Below are 15599 nucleotides of genomic sequence, written 5' to 3' on the forward strand. Positions count from 1 at the left end.
ATGAACGCCGTACCGACCTCCGCACCCACCGCCGTACCGGATAGCCCTGCCTGCCTGCTGCAGGTCGACAACGTGACCCTGCAATACAAGACCCGCGAACAGCTGATCACCGCGACGCACCAGGTGTCCTTCGCGGTCCGCGAATACGACCGCTTCATCCTGCTCGGCCCCTCGGGCTGCGGCAAATCCAGCCTGCTCAAGAGCGTCGCGGGCTTTCTCGAACCGGCGGCGGGCCACATCCGCCTCCAGGGCCAGGACGTCCGCGAACCCGGTCCGGATCGCATGATGGTGTTCCAGGAATTCGACCAGTTGATGCCTTGGAAGACCGTACTCGGCAATATCCTCTTCCCGCTCCAGGAAACCCGGCGCTTCCCCGCCGGCGAATTGCGCGACCGCGCCCGGGCCGCCGCGGTCAAGGTGGGCCTGGAGAAATTCGTCGATGCCTATCCGCACCAGCTCTCCGGTGGCATGAAGCAACGCGTGGCCATCGCCCGCGCCCTGGCCATGGAGCCGGCCATCCTGCTGATGGACGAACCCTTCGCCGCCCTCGACGCCCTCACCCGGCGGCGCATGCAGGAGGAACTGCTCGGGCTCTGGGAGCAGTCGCCCTTCACCCTGATGTTCGTCACCCACTCCATCGAGGAGGCCATCCTGCTCGGCTCGCGCATCCTGGTGCTCAGCCCTCATCCCGGCCAGGTCCGTGCCGAGCTCGATGCCAGCCAGTACGGCTTCCGTCAGCAGGGCGCCGCCGGCTTCACCGCCTTCCACAATCGCATCAGCCAGATGCTGTTCGGCCCCAACGCCAGCGAGACCGCCCATGACTAAGCCCGCCGTCATCCTGCAACCGCGCCCGGACCTCGAATACACCCCCGTCGCCCCCGGCCAGGTCGGCGACATCGCCCGGCGCCTGGGCCTGACCGAGCGCCTGTTCGCCCTGGCCGGCGTGCGCCGCACCCTGGTGCTGATCGCCCTGGCGCTGATCTGGGAGGTCTATGCCCGCTACCTGGACAACCCGCTGATGTTCCCGACCTTCAGCGACACCGTCGTCGCGCTGTGGACCGATCTGGTCAATGGCGCCCTGCCCCTCGCCGTGCTCAGCTCGCTCAAGGTGTTGATGGTGAGCTATGGCCTGGCCATCGCCCTGGCGATGCTGCTCACCACCCTGGCCGTATCCACCCGGGTGGGCACCGATATCCTCGCCACCCTCACCGCCATGTTCAACCCGTTGCCGGCCATCGCCATCCTGCCGCTGGCCATGCTCTGGTTCGGGCTCGGCGTGCAGAGTCTGATGCTGGTCATCGTCCATTCGGTGCTCTGGGCGGTGGCGCTCAACACCTATTCGGGCTTCCTCTCGGTCAGCCAGACCCAGCGCATGGCCGGGCGCAACTATGGGCTGCGCGGCATCCGCCTGGTGGCCAAGGTCCTGATCCCGGCGGCGGTCCCCTCGATCCTCGCCGGCCTGAAGATCGGCTGGGCCTTCGCCTGGCGTACCCTGATCGCCGCCGAGCTGGTGTTCGGCGTCTCCGGCAACTCGGGTGGCCTGGGCTGGTACGTCTTCCAGCACCGCAACGCCCTGGAGACCTCCAATGTCTTCGCCGGCCTGCTGATGGTCATCATCATCGGCCTGGTGGTGGAAGGCCTGGTGTTCCGCAGCATCGAGGTGCTCACGGTGCGCCGCTGGGGCATGCAGAATTGACTCGCCCCTCACTATCCAAAAGCCTTCTCCGGAGCCGTCGCCATGGCTGAGGCTCCGGCTTCCCCCCACGCCCCGGTCCGCGAGGCCTGGCTGGCCCAGGTCCAGGAACCGATCCTGGAGCCCGAGCTGCCCATCATCGACGCCCATCACCACCTCTGGGACCGACCCGGCCAGCGCTACCTGCTGCCCGAGTACCTGGCGGACACCGGTAGCGGCCATCGCATCCTGGCCTCGGTCTATGTGCAGTGCCGGTCGATGTACAGCGCGGACCGGGCCGCGCCCTTCGACGCTGTGGGGGAAGTGGAATTCGCGGCCGGAATAGCGGCCCAGAGCGCCAGCGGTCTCTATGGCGAGAGCCGGCTCTGCGCCGCCATCGTCGCCGGCGCCGACCTCCGCCAGGGCGAGGGGATCGTCCCGGTTCTGGAAGAAATGCAGGCGCGCAGCGGCGGACGCCTGCGCGGCATCCGCAACGCCACTGCCTGGCATGGCGATCCGCGCCTGGTATCCAATCCGCGACCACCGCCGGCCAAGGTGCTCACGGACGAGCGCTTCCACGAAGGCGTGGCCTGTCTTGCCCGGCATGACCTCTCGCTCGACATCTGGGCGTACCACACCCAGCTCGACGAGGTCCTGGCCCTCACCCGCAGATTCCCCGACCAGTTGATCGTCCTCGATCATTTCGGCGGCCCGCTCGGCGCCGGACCCTATGCGCACCAACGCCAGGAGGTGTTCCAGACCTGGTCCCTGGCCATCAGGGAACTGGCCAGGTGCAGCAACCTGCGCCTGAAACTGGGTGGCCTGGGCATGAAGGTCGGTGGCTTCGCCTTCGACGAGAGAGCCACGCCGCCCAGCTCAGCGGAGCTGGCGGACCTGTGGCGGCCCTATGTGCTGACCTGCGTGGAAGCCTTTGGCGCCGAGCGCTGCCTGTTCGAAAGCAACTTCCCCGTGGACAAGGGCATGTTTTCCTACGGGGTGCTCTGGAACGCCTTCAAGCGCCTGACCCAGGGCTGGGACAAGGATGACCGAGCAGCGCTGTTCAGCGGCACGGCCAAGGATACCTACCGCCTATCATCAAATAGCAGATCGGCCGTGGTTACCGCACGATCCTGAGGCTGTCGCGACGGACCTCGCCGGGACTCTGGATCCCCAGCAGCGCCATGTTGCGCGACAGTTCGGTGGCCAGGATGCCGATCGCATGCTTGATGCCGGGCTGGCCGCCCACGGCGCCCGCGTAGTTCATCGGCCGGCCGATGAAGACGAACTTCGCCCCCAGCGCGAGCGCCATGAGGATGTCACCGCCACGGCGGAAGCCGCTGTCGATCATCACCGGATAATCCGAACCGACCGCCTGGACCACCTGCGGCAGGATGGCGAGGGGAGCCAGGCTGCCATCCAGCTGGCGCCCGCCATGGTTGGAGACGATGACGCCATCCGCACCGGATTCCCGGGCGCGCACGGCATCCGCCGGATCGAGGATGCCCTTGACCACCAGGGTGCCCGGCCAGTGGCGGCGGATCAGCGCCAGATGCCGCCAGCTCAAATGATCGCGGGCGCCGAAATCGCGCATCACATTGGCCGACACGATGGGCGCGCCACGGCCGACGCCGGAATTCTCGAAGTGCGGCATGCCCCGCCGGAGCAGGGTGCGCAAGGCGGTACCCAGCAGCCAGCGCGGGTGGGTGATGCCCTCCCAGGCCAGGTGCAGATCCGGCTTCAACGGCGTGGAAAAGCGTGCGCGAATCAGATTCTCCCGATTGGCCGACACCGGTACGTCGGCGGTGACCACCAGCGTCTTGAAACCGGCGCGCTGCACTCGCTCGAGGAGAGCGAGGATCCTGGCATCCTCGCCCGGCACATAGGCCTGGAACCAGGCGTCCGGATTTTCCTGCACCACCGCCTCCATCGGCAGCAGGGAGGAGCCGCTCATGATCGCCGGGATATTGGCCTCCCTGGCCGCCCGGGTCTGGATGAGGTCACCCTCGAAGGCGGTGAGGGCACTGATGCCCATGGGCGCGATGCCGAAGGGCGCGCTGTAGCGCTGCCCCAGGAGAGTCGTTTCGAGGCTGCGCGCCGAGGTATCGGTGAAGACGCGCGGGACCCAAGCATAGCGATCGAATCCCGAGCGGTTCCCGTGCAGCGACTTTTCCTCTTCCGCGCCACCGCTGACGTAGGCGAACAGCGGCGTGGGCAGGTGGCGGCGAGCGGCCACCTCGAAATCATCGAGGGACAGAATCGCCTGCAGGCGTCGGGGTATCCGGTAGCCGCCGCTGCCCTTGGGCAGGGTGTGGGACGCCAAGGGATAGTCTTGCAGTCTGCTCGTCTGGTTCATGCCGCTGGCCTGGTCGTTTTGGCCATCTTAGGCGCCCGACCCGCCAAGAAAAGTTATTCTTCGTCGATCCAAAGACGAGAAAAACTCATGAAGATCGAAGCCTTCCTGACCTTGCAGGCGGCAGTGGAGCGCGGCTCCTTCGCCGCCGCCGCGGAGGCGGTGAGCCTGACCCCCAGCGCTGTCAGCCTGCAGATCAAGCAGCTCGAGGCCTACTTCGGCCAGTCACTGTTCGATCGCTCGGGTCGGGCGGTGCAAGCCACGGGGTTCGCCCGGCAATTGATCGACACCATGGCCCGGCCGTTGGCCGATCTCGAGAAGTTGCGCAATCAGCGCGCCCAGCCGCTGACCGGTCGCGTCCGTCTCGGGGTGACGGGTTCGGTCCTGACCACCCTGCTCCCCAAGGCGGTCGCCGAACTGCAGCAACGCGCTCCCGGCATCACCCTGCAACTGGAGCGGCACAATACGCCCGAATTGATCGCCGCCCTGAAAGCGGATCGCCTGGATGCCGCCATCCTGATCAGACCACCAGGCGGCGGCTCGGCCCGGCTGCATTGGCATGACCTGCTCCGTGAGCCGCTGGTACTGGTGGTGCCAGCGCAGCTCGCGCCCCTGGAGCCCGAGGCGTATCTGCGGCGCTATCCCTGGATCAGGCTGGATCGCAAGCTGGTGGTCGGTCGCCTGGCGGCGCGCTTCGTCGATGGCCTGGTGCCCCAGTGCGAGGCCCTGCTCGATGTCCCCAGCGCCGACGCCATCATCGCCATGGTCGGCCTGGGTCTGGGCGTCTCGGTGCTGCCGCGACTGCGCCCGGAACACCTGGGGCCCTATGAGATAAGGGAGGTCTCCCTCGGCACCGCCGCGCCCACGCGCCAACTCGCCATGGCGCGCCGCAAGCAGGACTCCGAAAGCGCCTTGCTCGACACCATCGCCCAGGCCTTCGACGTCGCCTGTCGCTAGCACGCCGAGGGGGCGGCGAGCTCAGCCCGTCGCCCCCTCCCCGCTCAGGCCTCTTCCTCCTGGAAGGCCTCTTCCCGCTTCCGGCGAAACGCCGGCAACACCATCATCACCAGCAGGATGGCCGAGGCGGCGAACAGGGTGGCGCTGATCGGCCGCTGGACGAGCACGGACGGATCCCCCTGGGAAATCAGCAGGGCGCGTCTCAGGTTGGTCTCCAGCAAGGGGCCGAGGACGAAACCCAGCAGCAGCGGACCCGGCTCGCACTTGGCCTTGCGGAACAGATAGCCCAGCAAGCCGAAGATGATCACCAGGGCGACATCGAAGCCGCGGTTGTTGACGCTGTACACCCCGACGCAGCAGAACAGCAGGATGGCCGGGAACAGCAGCCGATACGGCACCTGCAGCAGCCGCACCCAGACGCCGATGAGCGGCAGGTTGATGACCAGCAGCATCAGGTTGCCGATCCACATGCTGGCGATCAGGCCCCAGAACAGCGCGGGCTGGTTGGTGATCACCGAGGGCCCCGGGGTGATGCCGTGGATCATCATGGCGCCGAGCATCATGGCCATGATCGAGTTGGACGGAATGCCAAGGGTCAGCAGCGGGATGAAGGACGACTGGGCGCCGGCGTTGTTGGCCGACTCCGGCGCGGCGACGCCTTCCACCATCCCGGTGCCGAATTGCTCCGGTGTCTTGGAGACCTTCTTTTCCAGCGAATAGGCACTGAAGGCGCTCAGGGTCGCACCGCCGCCCGGCAGGACGCCGAGGAAGGTCCCCAATGCCGTGCCCCTCAGGGTAGCCGGCCAGGCCCTGCGGAAGTCCTCGCGGGTGGGCCACAGCCGGGTGATCTTGCCGGCCAGGGTGCCGCGGGCCTCGCGGGATTCGAGGTTGACGGCGATCTCGGCGATGCCGAACAGGCCCACGGCGATCACCACGAAGTCGATGCCGTCGTAGAGATCGGTGGAACCGAAGGTCAGGCGCGTGGTGCCGCTGCTGACATCCATGCCCACCATGCCGAGCAGCAGTCCCAGGCAGACCATGCCGACCGCTTTGATCACCGATCCGCTGGCCAGGATGGTCGCCGCCAGCAGGCCGAAGACGGTGAGCGCCACGTATTCCGCCGGCCCGAAGGACAGGGCGAAGCGCGACAGCACCGGGCCGGCCACCGCCAGGGCCACGGTGGCGACGGTCCCGGCGAAGAAGGACGCCAGGGCGGCGGTGGCAAGCGCTGCTCCCGCCCGTCCGCGCTTGGCCATGGCATGGCCGTCCAGCGCCGTGACCACCGCCGAGGCCTCGCCCGGCAGATTGACCAGGATCGCCGTGGTCGAGCCGCCGTATTGCGCACCGTAGAAGATGCCGGCGAGCATGATCAGGGCGGCCAGCGGTGGCAGGAAATAGGTGATCGGCAGCAGGATCGCCACCGTCGCCGTGGGCCCGATGCCGGGCAGCACGCCGATCAGGGTTCCGAGCAGGGCGCCGATCAGGCAGAACGCCAGGTTGGTCGGGCTCATGGCTTCGGAGAAGCCCAGGTAGAGCGCGTCGAAGATCTCCATCAGAAAGGCCCCACACGCATTTGGACATCCAGTCCATAGATGAAGACCAGCACGCCGAACAGGGTCAGCACCACGCTGGAGATCAGCACCTCGCGCAGCCGCCACTCGCGGTCGGCCATGCTGCCGAAGATCACCAGCCCGGCCGCCGCGACGATGAAGCCGGCATACTCGGCCGCCAGGGCGAAGCCGCCGACGGAAGCCAACAGGATCAATAAAGGCCTGAGCTGTACGGCGCCGATGGATTCCGCGTGCTGCCACAGGCCCAGCAGACCGATGACCACGCCGAGGATGATCACCAGCGAGCCGACCAACACCGGCAGATAGCCCGGCCCCATCATGGCCGCGCTGCCGAACGGCAGATCCTTCGACGACCAGAGCACCAGCGCCCCCAGGCCGATGAAGATGGCACTGGCGAGCAGGTCGGGGCGGCTACCGCGCGCCGCGCGTGTCACTGCACCCATGGCGAGACGCTCCACAGCTTCTGGTAACCCGCGAGCTGCGCCGGCATCTGGGCGGCCCAATCCTCGCCGGACAGATAGGCCAGCGGCAGCGACAGGTCCCCGGCCTGCTTGACGAAGGCCGGATCCTCGATGACCTCTTTCACCGCCTGCGCCATCCGCTGCTCGATGGCCTCGGGCACCCCGGACGGGGCGGCGATGCCCCGTTCGGAGGTCATGACCAGGTCGACGCCCTGCTCCCTGGCAGTGGGTAGATTGGGCTGCTGCGGCATGCGCTCGGCGGAGAATTGCGCCAGCACGCGGAAGTCGTCGTCCGCGTTCATCTCGCTGATGTTCTGCCCGGCCGCGCTGATATGGCCGCCCATCAGGGCGGTGCGGGATTCGGAAGCGCCACTGAAAGGCACGTGGGTGAGCTTGATGTCGGTCAGCTGCTGCAGCTCCACCATCATCAGGTGGTCATCCGTCCCGACGCCGGAGGTGCCGACCGAGAACTTGCCGGGCGCTGCCTTGGCGGCCGCGGTGAAGTCGGCCAGGGTCTGGTAGGAGGAATCCTTGGGCACCGCCAGCACCGTGGGATCGTCGACGATGCGCGCCACCGGGCGAATCTTCGCCGGGTCGTAGCCGACCTTGCGCTGCACGCGGGTACTCAGGAAGCCGGGGGTATTGATGAAGGCGAAGGTGTAGCCATCGGGTTTCGCCTTGCTCAGCATGGTGTAGGCGATCTCGCCCGCCGCGCCGGGGCGGTTGACGATGACGATCTTCGCGCCCAGGCGCTTCTCCAGATAGGGCTGCATCGCGCGCGCCATGACATCGGTGCTGCCACCGGGGGCATAGGCGACCAGGAATTCGATCGGCCGGTCTTCCGGCCAGGCGGCCTGCGCACTGAAGGAGCTGAGGGACAGCGCCAGGAAAGAGGCAAGCACAGCACTCGCGGTCTTGGTCATGGATAGCTCTCTATTGTTTTTGTTGGATTTGACGTGGCCAGGCGTCACGCGCGGCAGCGGCGTCCAAGGCGACGCTGCCGGCGTTGACTGATCACGGAATAGCGTTTCCGGCCGCAAGGAAGATCTCTCGGCCGGCACCCGTTGAAGCAAGATAATGGAATGCCATTTCGTAAACGAGACAGGGCATTGGCTACGCTGCCGAAAATTCGTAACCAAAAAAGTCCTATCAAGCCTTTTACGGCCTAACGGTCAGCGTGAGCCAGGCTCCTGAAACCGTCAAAAAATATAATTTGAAATGACATTTCTTTTTTAAAGGATCGCTCATGAATTCCCACAGCTTCACTCGCCAGCCCGGAACGCCCTTCCCACTTCAAAAAGGAATACAGGACCCATGATGAGGGCCGCCGCCTGGTCATTCGTTGCCTGGAAACGAGGGTGCAATACCTCTTCGGCATTCCCGGGGGAGAGAGCCTGGACTACTCCGAGAACGACCGGCTCCTGCGTCAGGAGATCAAGGAACGCAGCACGGTGATCTGAGCGGCGGCGCAAGCAAAGCAATGCAATGCCCTGACGGCATGATCGGGGCATTGGTGGACGCTCAGCTCGGGGCGGGTGGGCCATTGCCATTGAAATGTCTAGCTATCAATAAAGGCGGATAGCAGCGCCTGGACAGCTGACCGGTGTGAGTGACTCACTAGGCGCACACCGGGCGCTCGCGGATAATGGGGCGATAGCTGCCCTTTAGGAACACTCGCTTGAACACCAACCGTCCTCGCCCAGGCGTTTCCGGCGTTGCCTCTGCTGATCGCGTCTTGACCGTTCTCACTGCCTTTCGCATCGGCGATGCCGCCCTGAGTCTCGCCGAACTGGCCAATCGCACCGGTCTGATCAAGAGCACCATCATGCGCCTGGTGGTGTCCCTGGAAAAATACGGCCTGGTGACCCGGCTCGCCGATGGCAACTACATCCTGGCCAGCGAGGTCGTGCGCCTCAATGCCGTCTACCAGGACTCCCACGATGTCGGCCGCCACATCATGCCGCGTCTGCATCAGCTCACCGAAGAGAGTGGCGAAACCGCCTCCTTCTATGTACGACACGGCGCCTACCGACTCTGTCAGTACCGGGTGAATTCCCCGCATCGCCTGCGTCTGCACCTCCAACCCGGCGACATGCGTCCCATGGACCAGGCGGCCGGTGCCCAGGCCCTGCAGACGCCCTACGCGGTGGCCAAGGCGGGGATCATCCCCTTCTACTCCTGCGGTGCCACAGATCCGCACGCCTCTTCCGTCGCCCTGCCCATCTATGACGCCCAGGAAGAGCTGCTGGGTGCTCTGGTGATCTCGGGACCGGCCAATCGCCTCAGCCTGGAACGCGCCCAGACCCTGTACGAGGTCCTGCGCGAAGCCGCGGATGAACTCACCCGCAGCCTGGGCGGCAAGCCCCTGTACGGCACGGATCAGGCGAAGCGCAAGCCACGCAAGGATGAGTGATCGGCCATAAGGGCCGGCGGCCCCTGGCGCCAGTCTCCGCCGCCCTCGCGTAACGCCCCTCTCCCACGGAAGAGGCTGGGATCGTCAGCCCCCCTTGTAGGGCTTCGCTACGCTCAACCGCAACCTACGAAAGTCGCGCAGTGGCACTGAACGCTCCTTCTCCCTCTGGGAGAGGGCTGGGGTGAGGGATGTCGTCAGCCACTCACCCCCTTGTGGGGCTTCGCTACGCTCAACCGCAACCTACGAAAATCGCGCAGTGGCACTGAACGCCCCCTCTCCCTCTGGGAGAGGGCTGGGGTGAGGGCGACCCCAGCCGCCGAATTACGCCCTGATCAACAGCGGCGCCGTTCCCCGGTAGCAGGCGTCCAGCCGCTCGGCGCGATGGGCCAGGACGCTGCGCTGGTTGAGCGAGCCCTTGTCGGTGATCTCGCCGCGGTCGGCGGATGGTGGCTCTTCCTGCAGGGCGATCCATTCCAGGCGGCTGGCGTTGCCCGAGGCCTCGCGATTGAGGCGCCCCAGCCAGGCGGCGAACCAGTCCTGCACCGGGGCGCTGGCCAGTACCGTGGCGGCATCGACCCCATCGTCCAACCCGGCCAGTTGCCGGCAGTCCGCCAGGCGTGGAAAGACCAGCAGCCCCAGGCATTCGCGATCCGGCGCCGCCACCACCACGTCCTGCACCAGCGGCGTCCCCTCCAGCACCGCGCGATTGCGCAGGGGACCGACGCTGACGAAGACCCCGGACGAGAGCTTGAAGTCCTCGGCGATGCGACCGTCGAACATCAGGCCCAGTTGCGGATTGGCCGGATCGACCAGCTTGAGCGCATCGCCCGAGCAGTAGAAGCCTTCCTCGTCGAAGCAGGCGGTGGTCTGGGCGGCATCGCGCCAGTAGCCGGGCATGATGTGCGGACCGCGAAAGCGCCCTTCCAGCTTGCCGTCCACCGGTACCAGCTTGAGTTCGCAGCCCGGTGCCGGCACCCCGACATAGCCGGCCACCGACAGCGGGCCGGTGGTGAAGGTGCAACTGGGCGAGGCCTCGGTCATGCCCAGGCCGGCCATCATGCGGATGCGTTCGCCGCAGTGGGCCTCGGCGATGCGATCCAGGCGATCCCAGACGCTTTGCGACAGCCCCGCCGCGGCAAAGAAGAACAGTCGCATGCGGGCGAAGAAGCGCTCGCGCAACCTGGCGTCGCGCTCCAGCGCATTGGCCAGCTCCTCCCAGCCGCGCGGCACCGTGAGGTAGGCAGTGGGCGATACCTCCTGCAGGTTGCGCAAGGTCTCGCCAAAGCCCTGGGGCGTCGGCTTGCCCTCGTCCAGGTAGAAGGTGCCACCGTTGTAGAGCACGATCCCCAGGTTGTGGCTGCCGCCGAAGGTGTGGTTCCAGGGCAGCCAGTCCACCAGCACCGGCGGCTCTTCGCCGAACACCGGAAAGGTCTGCAACAGCATCTGCTGGTTGGCGCAGAGCATGCGCTGGGTGGTGGTCACCGCCTTGGGCAGCTTGGTGGAACCTGAGGTGAAAAGAAACTTGGCGATGCTGTCCGGCCCGGTGGCGGCGAAGGCGCGCTCGGCGGCGGCCAGTTCACCGCGGGCGAGCAGCGCCGCGAAGGCCAGGGTGCTGCGACCCTGCACCTGGCCACGGGTCGCGATCACCGGTACGTCGGCGGGCAGTACGGCATCCAGCGCCTTCTGGAAGGCCGGGCCGTCGCTGACGAATACCAGCCCCGGCTGCAGCAGACCGCAGACATGGCGCAGCTTGGCGTGGTCCTGGGACAGCAGCGCATAGCCGGGTGACACCGGGCAGAAGGGAATGCCGGCATAGAGTGCCGCCATGGCCAGTTGCAGGTGCTCGGGGTCGTTGCCGGAGAGAATCGCCAGCGGGCGCTCGGCGCAGAGGCCGAACTCCAGCAGCGCGGCGGCCAGCTGACGTACCCGCTGTAGCATCTCGCCATAGGAAAATTCGCGCCAGGCGCCGCCGGCCTCCCGCGCGGCGAAGAAGGTGCGGTCCGGTGCCACTTCGGCCCAGTGCAGCAGGCGATCCAGCAGCCGCGGCGGCGGTGGGGTCAGGGCTTCCTGGGAGGCCATGTAGAGCAGCCCCCCGCGCTCTTCCACCGTGACCCCGGGGTGGCCCAGGGTCACCGGGCGATAGCGCAGCGGCTGATCGGCGGGCGCGCGGGTTTGCGTGACGTGACTCACCTTGAATTCTCCTCTGGGCTGGCGCCCGGAGGCGCCTCTTATTGTTGTTGCAACAGGAGCTAGGGACTGCGGACGCTAGATCGGGTAGTGACGTGGCCCCGTCTGCAGCGTCACCCAGCGCAACTGGGTGAAGTGGTCGATGGAGGCGCGCGAACCGAAGCTGCCGTAGCCGCTGGACTTGACGCCGCCGAAGGGCATCTGCGCCTCGTCGTGCACCGTGGGGCCATTGATATGGCAGATGCCGCTCTCCACCCGCTGGGCCAGCGCCAGGGCGCGAGCGGTGTCGCGGCTGAAGATGGCGGACGAGAGACCGAATTCGGAGTCGTTGGCCAGGCGCAGCAGGGCTTCGTCGCCCTCGGCACGGATCACCACCGCGACCGGTCCGAAGGATTCCTCGGCATAGAGCTGCATCTCGGCGGTGACGCCATCCAGCAGGGTCGGCTGGAGGATGCTGCCGTCGAGCTGGCCACCACAGACCAGCCGGGCGCCCTTGCCCACGGCGTCGTCGATCATGGCCTTGATGCGGGTGCCGGCGCTGGCGTCGATCAACGAGCCCAGCACCGAGTCGGCTGCACTGGGATCACCCGCCTTGAGGGTGCGCACCTTGGCCGCCAGGCGCTCGACAAAGGCGTCGGCGATGCGGCTGTCGACCAGCAGGCGCTCGGTGGACATACAGATCTGCCCCTGGTTGAAGTAGGCGCCAAAGGCTGCCGCGGCGACCGCCGCATCCAGGTCGGCGTCTTCCAGCACCAGCAGCGGCGCCTTGCCGCCCAGTTCCAGCACGGCGGGCTTGAGATGGCGCGCCGACAGCTCGCCAACGATGCGACCGACCCGGGTGGAGCCGGTGAAGTTGACCCGCCGCACCGCCGGGTTGGCGATCAGCCGTTCGACGATGGCCGGGGCATCCTCCGGGGCGTTGGTGACCACATTGACCACGCCGTCGCCCAGCCCGGCGTCCTGCAGCACCTGGCCGATCAGCCGGTGCACGCCCGGACTCTGCTCCGACGCTTTGAGCACCACGGTATTGCCGCAGGCCAGGGGCATGGCCAGGGCGCGGGTCCCCAGGATCACCGGCGCGTTCCAGGGCGCGATACCCAGCACCACGCCACAGGGCTGGCGCAAGGCCATGGCGAAGCTGCCGGGAACGTCGGAAGGGATGACTTCGCCCTGGATCTGGGTGGTCATGGCCGCCGCCTCGCGCAGCATGTTGGCGGCCAGGTGGACGTTGAAGCCGTACCAGTTGGCCATGGCTCCGGTCTCCCCGGCCAGGGCGACGAATTCGCCACTGCGCGCCGCCAGGCCATCGGCCGCCGCCAGCAAACGGCGGCGGCGCTCGCCCGGCGGCAACGCCGCCCAGGCGGGAAAGGCGGCCTGAGCCGCGGCCACCGCGGCGTCGGCATCGTCCAGGGTGGCGGCGGCCACCGTGGAGACCACCGCACCCGTCACCGGATGGCAACGCTGATAGCTGCGACCGTCGCCGGCCGGGCGGCTGGCGCCGCCGATGAGCAGGGATACCTCGACCATGACGCTACCTCTTGTTGTTGTATGTGGGGCGGTGGCGATCTAGCGCTTGTAGGTCTGCAAACCGGGCTTGATGCTCTTGTCGTCGAGGAATTGCTTCATCCCCTGCTCCCGCCCGCCTTCCGGATCCTGCAGGCGCGACTGGTCGAGCTTGGCATAGAGGTAGTCCTCGTTCTGCTCCCAGGTCAGCTCGCGGCAGCGCTTGAAGCCGACCTTGGCGGCACGCAGCACCACCGGATTCTTGTCCAGCAGCTCGCGGGCCAGGGCGGTGGTCACCTCGCGCAACTGGTCGCGCGGCACGCTCTGGTTGACCAGGCCCATGGCCGCGGCCTCGGGACCGCTGAAGGTCTTGCCGGTCATCACATAGTAGAGGGCGGTGCGATGGCCCACGGTATCGGCCAGGGCCTTGCTCACCAGGTTGCCCGGCGGGATGCCCCAGTTGATCTCGGACAGGCCGAAGGTGGCCTCGTCGGCGGTGATGGCCAGGTCACAGGCCACCAGCGGACTGAAGCCGCCGCCAAAGCACCAGCCATTGACCATGGCGATGGTCGGCTTGGCGTACATGCGCAACAGCTTCCACTGCCACTGGGAGGCTTCGCGGCGAATCTTTTCCTGCAGGATCTCGGGGCCGGCATCGGTCTCGCGGAAGTATTCCTTGAGGTCCATGCCCGCGGTCCAGGCCTCGCCGGCACCGGTCAGCACCAGCACGCCGGCACTGGCGTCCTGCTCCAAGGTCTCCAGCACCTCGACCATCTCGCGGTTGAGGGTGGGGCTCATGGCATTGCGTTTTTCCGGACGATTGAGCGTCACCCAGGCGATACCGTCCTCGATGTCCACTTTGACCGTCTGCCAGCGTCCGTCGTAACTGCCCATGGCGTGTGCCTCTTGTTGTTGGGTGGGTATGGCACTGAAGCTACGCCAGGGAACTAGTTAAGTCAATTAACTATTTTTGGCAAAACGATGACCCTGCCAAAAGCGGCTAGCCCAGCGCCTTGCCCGCGGACACGCTCAAACCCGCTGACGTCGGCCGTCCTTCGGGGCGGGTCAGCAGGAGCAGCAGCCCCGCCGCGACGAAGACACCAGCAAAGACCAGGTACAGCCGCAGCGGCGGCCACCCGTTATCGAGGAGCAATCCTGCCACCACCGGCGAGAGAATGGCGCCCAGGCGACCAATCCCGATGCCCCAGCCCACCCCGGTGGCGCGCACCTCGGCGGCATAGGCCAGTGCCGGCAGCGCATAGAGTCCGGCGACGCAGCCATTGGCAAAGAGCCCGATCAGCAGCCCCATGGCCAGGGCACCCAGGTAGGAACTGCCCATATGGGCGAAGGCCACCAGCAGCAGCGCGGTGGTCAGCATGAAGCCGCCCAGCGCCCGGGACAGCGGCAGGCGAGCGAACAGCAGACCCACCAGGGCGGCGCCAAAGATGCCGCCCACGCTCAGCAGCACGCCACCGGCCACCCCCTGCTGCTCGGAAAGCCCCAGGGTGGTCAGCAGCTTGGGCGTCCAGCTCATGATGAAGTAGAAGCCGAACATGGCCAGAAAGAACAGCGTCCACACCAGCAGGGTGGTCCGCCGCAAGGCCGGAGCCAGCAGCCGGCCAACGGTGCCGGCGGCGCCGGGGCCTTGCACCTGCGGTGGCAGCGCGGCGAGCTCAGGCTGCCCGAGTCGCCGGGCCAGGCGATTGACCTGCACCAAAGCGCCGACCGGCCGCCGCGTGAGCAGAAAATCCAGCGATTCCGGCAGGCCAAGGAGCACCAGTGGCAAGGCGCCCAGGGTGATGAGGCCACCCGCGCCGAAGACCGCGCGCCAGCCCCAGTGCGACAGCAGCCAGACCGCCAGCAAGCCACCCAGGGTCGCTCCCAAGGCATAGCCCATTCCCTGCAGGCTGACCGCCAGACCCCGCCAGCGACGCGCCGAATATTCGCTGGCGATCACGTTGCTGCTGGCCAGCACTCCACCCACGCCCAAGCCGGTGAGGCCGCGCAGCAGTGCCAGTTGCAGCGGCGACCCTGCCAGCGCCGAGAGCAACATGCCGATCCCCGAGAGCAGCAGGCAGACCAGGATCAGCCGGCGGCGCCCCCAGCGATCGGCCAGCGGCGCCAGCAGCAGCGAACCGGCCGCCATGCCGACCAGGCCGGCGCTGAGCAGCAGCCCTACCTGAGCGCCGGAGAGTCCCCACTCGCGGGAAACCGAGGCCGCGGTAAAGGCCATCACCAGCACATCGAAGCCATCGATCATGTTGAGCAGGATGCACACCAGCACGGCCAAGTACTGGAAGCCGCGCATGGGCCCCCGGTCGACGATCTCGCGCAGATCGGTCATAGCCCACCTCGCGCATCGAGCAGGTGACGGCGACCGCGCGGGACGCGCCCGGGATTGGACGGAAAGAGAACGAGGCGTACTGACATGGCGAGCATCCTTGGGTTCTTGTTGTTGGAATCTCAGCCCGCTAACGCTGGCAAA

Annotated in this window: 13 protein-coding genes; 5 read left to right on the top strand and 8 right to left on the bottom strand. The window is 67.0% G+C overall.

What is annotated here, in order from left to right:
• The 3 genes from PSK12I2_RS0100140 to PSK12I2_RS0100150 are packed head-to-tail and all read left to right on the top strand — an operon-like array spanning position 1 to position 2806.
• The gene (locus tag PSK12I2_RS0100140; protein WP_027596827.1) at positions 1–825 is read left to right on the top strand and encodes an ABC transporter ATP-binding protein; all 825 of its coding nucleotides are present in this window, start codon (positions 1–3) and stop codon (positions 823–825) included.
• Positions 818–1696, top strand: coding sequence for an ABC transporter permease (locus PSK12I2_RS0100145; RefSeq protein ID WP_027596828.1), 879 nt, complete (start codon positions 818–820; stop codon positions 1694–1696). The genes PSK12I2_RS0100140 and PSK12I2_RS0100145 overlap by 8 nt, the downstream gene beginning before the upstream one ends.
• Positions 1697–1738: 42 nt before the next feature.
• Positions 1739–2806, top strand: a complete 1068-nt coding sequence (locus PSK12I2_RS0100150; RefSeq protein WP_027596829.1) for an amidohydrolase — start codon at positions 1739–1741, stop codon at positions 2804–2806.
• Here PSK12I2_RS0100150 and PSK12I2_RS0100155 read toward each other — a convergent pair.
• Complete coding sequence (locus tag PSK12I2_RS0100155) at positions 2790–4025, bottom strand: alpha-hydroxy acid oxidase (RefSeq protein ID WP_051398657.1); 1236 nt, start codon at positions 4023–4025, stop codon at positions 2790–2792. The genes PSK12I2_RS0100150 and PSK12I2_RS0100155 overlap by 17 nt on opposite strands.
• 87 nt (positions 4026–4112) lie before the next feature.
• On the opposite strand from PSK12I2_RS0100155, the gene PSK12I2_RS0100160 reads away from it, so the two are divergent.
• The gene (locus PSK12I2_RS0100160; RefSeq protein WP_027596831.1) at positions 4113–4979 is read left to right on the top strand and encodes a LysR family transcriptional regulator; all 867 of its coding nucleotides are present in this window, start codon (positions 4113–4115) and stop codon (positions 4977–4979) included.
• 44 nt (positions 4980–5023) lie between these two features.
• Here the strand turns inward: PSK12I2_RS0100160 and PSK12I2_RS0100165 are convergent, their stop codons facing one another.
• The 3 genes from PSK12I2_RS0100165 to PSK12I2_RS0100175 are packed head-to-tail and all read right to left on the bottom strand — an operon-like array spanning position 5024 to position 7934.
• A complete protein-coding gene (locus PSK12I2_RS0100165; protein ID WP_027596832.1) occupies positions 5024–6532 on the bottom strand; it encodes a tripartite tricarboxylate transporter permease in 1509 nt (502 codons plus the stop codon).
• Positions 6532–6993 (bottom strand): tripartite tricarboxylate transporter TctB family protein, encoded by a 462-nt coding sequence (locus PSK12I2_RS0100170; protein ID WP_027596833.1) that lies wholly within the window; start codon positions 6991–6993, stop codon positions 6532–6534. The genes PSK12I2_RS0100165 and PSK12I2_RS0100170 overlap by 1 nt, the downstream gene beginning before the upstream one ends.
• A complete protein-coding gene (locus PSK12I2_RS0100175) occupies positions 6981–7934 on the bottom strand; it encodes a tripartite tricarboxylate transporter substrate binding protein (RefSeq protein ID WP_042135634.1) in 954 nt (317 codons plus the stop codon). The genes PSK12I2_RS0100170 and PSK12I2_RS0100175 overlap by 13 nt, the downstream gene beginning before the upstream one ends.
• A 755-nt stretch (positions 7935–8689) precedes the next feature.
• On the opposite strand from PSK12I2_RS0100175, the gene PSK12I2_RS23500 reads away from it, so the two are divergent.
• The gene (locus tag PSK12I2_RS23500; protein WP_037007228.1) at positions 8690–9424 is read left to right on the top strand and encodes an IclR family transcriptional regulator; all 735 of its coding nucleotides are present in this window, start codon (positions 8690–8692) and stop codon (positions 9422–9424) included.
• Between the two features lie 321 nt (positions 9425–9745).
• Here PSK12I2_RS23500 and PSK12I2_RS0100190 read toward each other — a convergent pair whose 3' ends face one another.
• The 4 genes from PSK12I2_RS0100190 to PSK12I2_RS0100205 form a co-directional block, all read right to left on the bottom strand.
• Positions 9746–11614 carry a feruloyl-CoA synthase gene (locus PSK12I2_RS0100190; RefSeq protein ID WP_027596835.1) on the bottom strand — a complete coding sequence of 623 codons (1869 nt, stop codon included), beginning with the start codon at positions 11612–11614 and terminating at the stop codon, positions 9746–9748.
• A gap of 75 nt (positions 11615–11689) precedes the next feature.
• Positions 11690–13138 carry an aldehyde dehydrogenase gene (locus tag PSK12I2_RS0100195; protein ID WP_027596836.1) on the bottom strand — a complete coding sequence of 483 codons (1449 nt, stop codon included), beginning with the start codon at positions 13136–13138 and terminating at the stop codon, positions 11690–11692.
• 39 nt (positions 13139–13177) lie between these two features.
• Positions 13178–14008, bottom strand: a complete 831-nt coding sequence (locus PSK12I2_RS0100200) for a p-hydroxycinnamoyl CoA hydratase/lyase (RefSeq protein WP_007159065.1) — start codon at positions 14006–14008, stop codon at positions 13178–13180.
• A gap of 106 nt (positions 14009–14114) precedes the next feature.
• Positions 14115–15458, bottom strand: a complete 1344-nt coding sequence (locus tag PSK12I2_RS0100205; RefSeq protein ID WP_027596837.1) for an MFS transporter — start codon at positions 15456–15458, stop codon at positions 14115–14117.
• Positions 15459–15599 lie beyond the last annotated feature (141 nt).

The sequence above is a fragment of the Pseudomonas sp. MOIL14HWK12:I2 genome, assembly GCF_000510745.1.
In the GTDB taxonomy this organism is placed as follows: domain Bacteria; phylum Pseudomonadota; class Gammaproteobacteria; order Pseudomonadales; family Pseudomonadaceae; genus Chryseomonas; species Chryseomonas oryzihabitans.

Bases quoted from the DNA above. Each gene is read 5' to 3' on its own strand.
- PSK12I2_RS0100160 (WP_027596831.1), top strand. From the start codon at position 4,113: ATGAAGATCGAAGCCTTCCTGACCTTGCAGGCGGCAGTGGAGCGCGGC.
- PSK12I2_RS0100150 (WP_027596829.1), top strand. From the start codon at position 1,739: ATGGCTGAGGCTCCGGCTTCCCCCCACGCCCCGGTCCGCGAGGCCTGG.
- PSK12I2_RS0100175 (WP_042135634.1), bottom strand. From the start codon at position 7,934: ATGACCAAGACCGCGAGTGCTGTGCTTGCCTCTTTCCTGGCGCTGTCC.
- PSK12I2_RS0100140 (WP_027596827.1), top strand. From the start codon at position 1: ATGAACGCCGTACCGACCTCCGCACCCACCGCCGTACCGGATAGCCCT.
- PSK12I2_RS0100205 (WP_027596837.1), bottom strand. From the start codon at position 15,458: ATGACCGATCTGCGCGAGATCGTCGACCGGGGGCCCATGCGCGGCTTC.
- PSK12I2_RS0100200 (WP_007159065.1), bottom strand. From the start codon at position 14,008: ATGGGCAGTTACGACGGACGCTGGCAGACGGTCAAAGTGGACATCGAG.
- PSK12I2_RS0100155 (WP_051398657.1), bottom strand. From the start codon at position 4,025: ATGAACCAGACGAGCAGACTGCAAGACTATCCCTTGGCGTCCCACACC.
- PSK12I2_RS0100165 (WP_027596832.1), bottom strand. From the start codon at position 6,532: ATGGAGATCTTCGACGCGCTCTACCTGGGCTTCTCCGAAGCCATGAGC.
- PSK12I2_RS0100145 (WP_027596828.1), top strand. From the start codon at position 818: ATGACTAAGCCCGCCGTCATCCTGCAACCGCGCCCGGACCTCGAATAC.
- PSK12I2_RS0100170 (WP_027596833.1), bottom strand. From the start codon at position 6,993: ATGGGTGCAGTGACACGCGCGGCGCGCGGTAGCCGCCCCGACCTGCTC.
- PSK12I2_RS0100195 (WP_027596836.1), bottom strand. From the start codon at position 13,138: ATGGTCGAGGTATCCCTGCTCATCGGCGGCGCCAGCCGCCCGGCCGGC.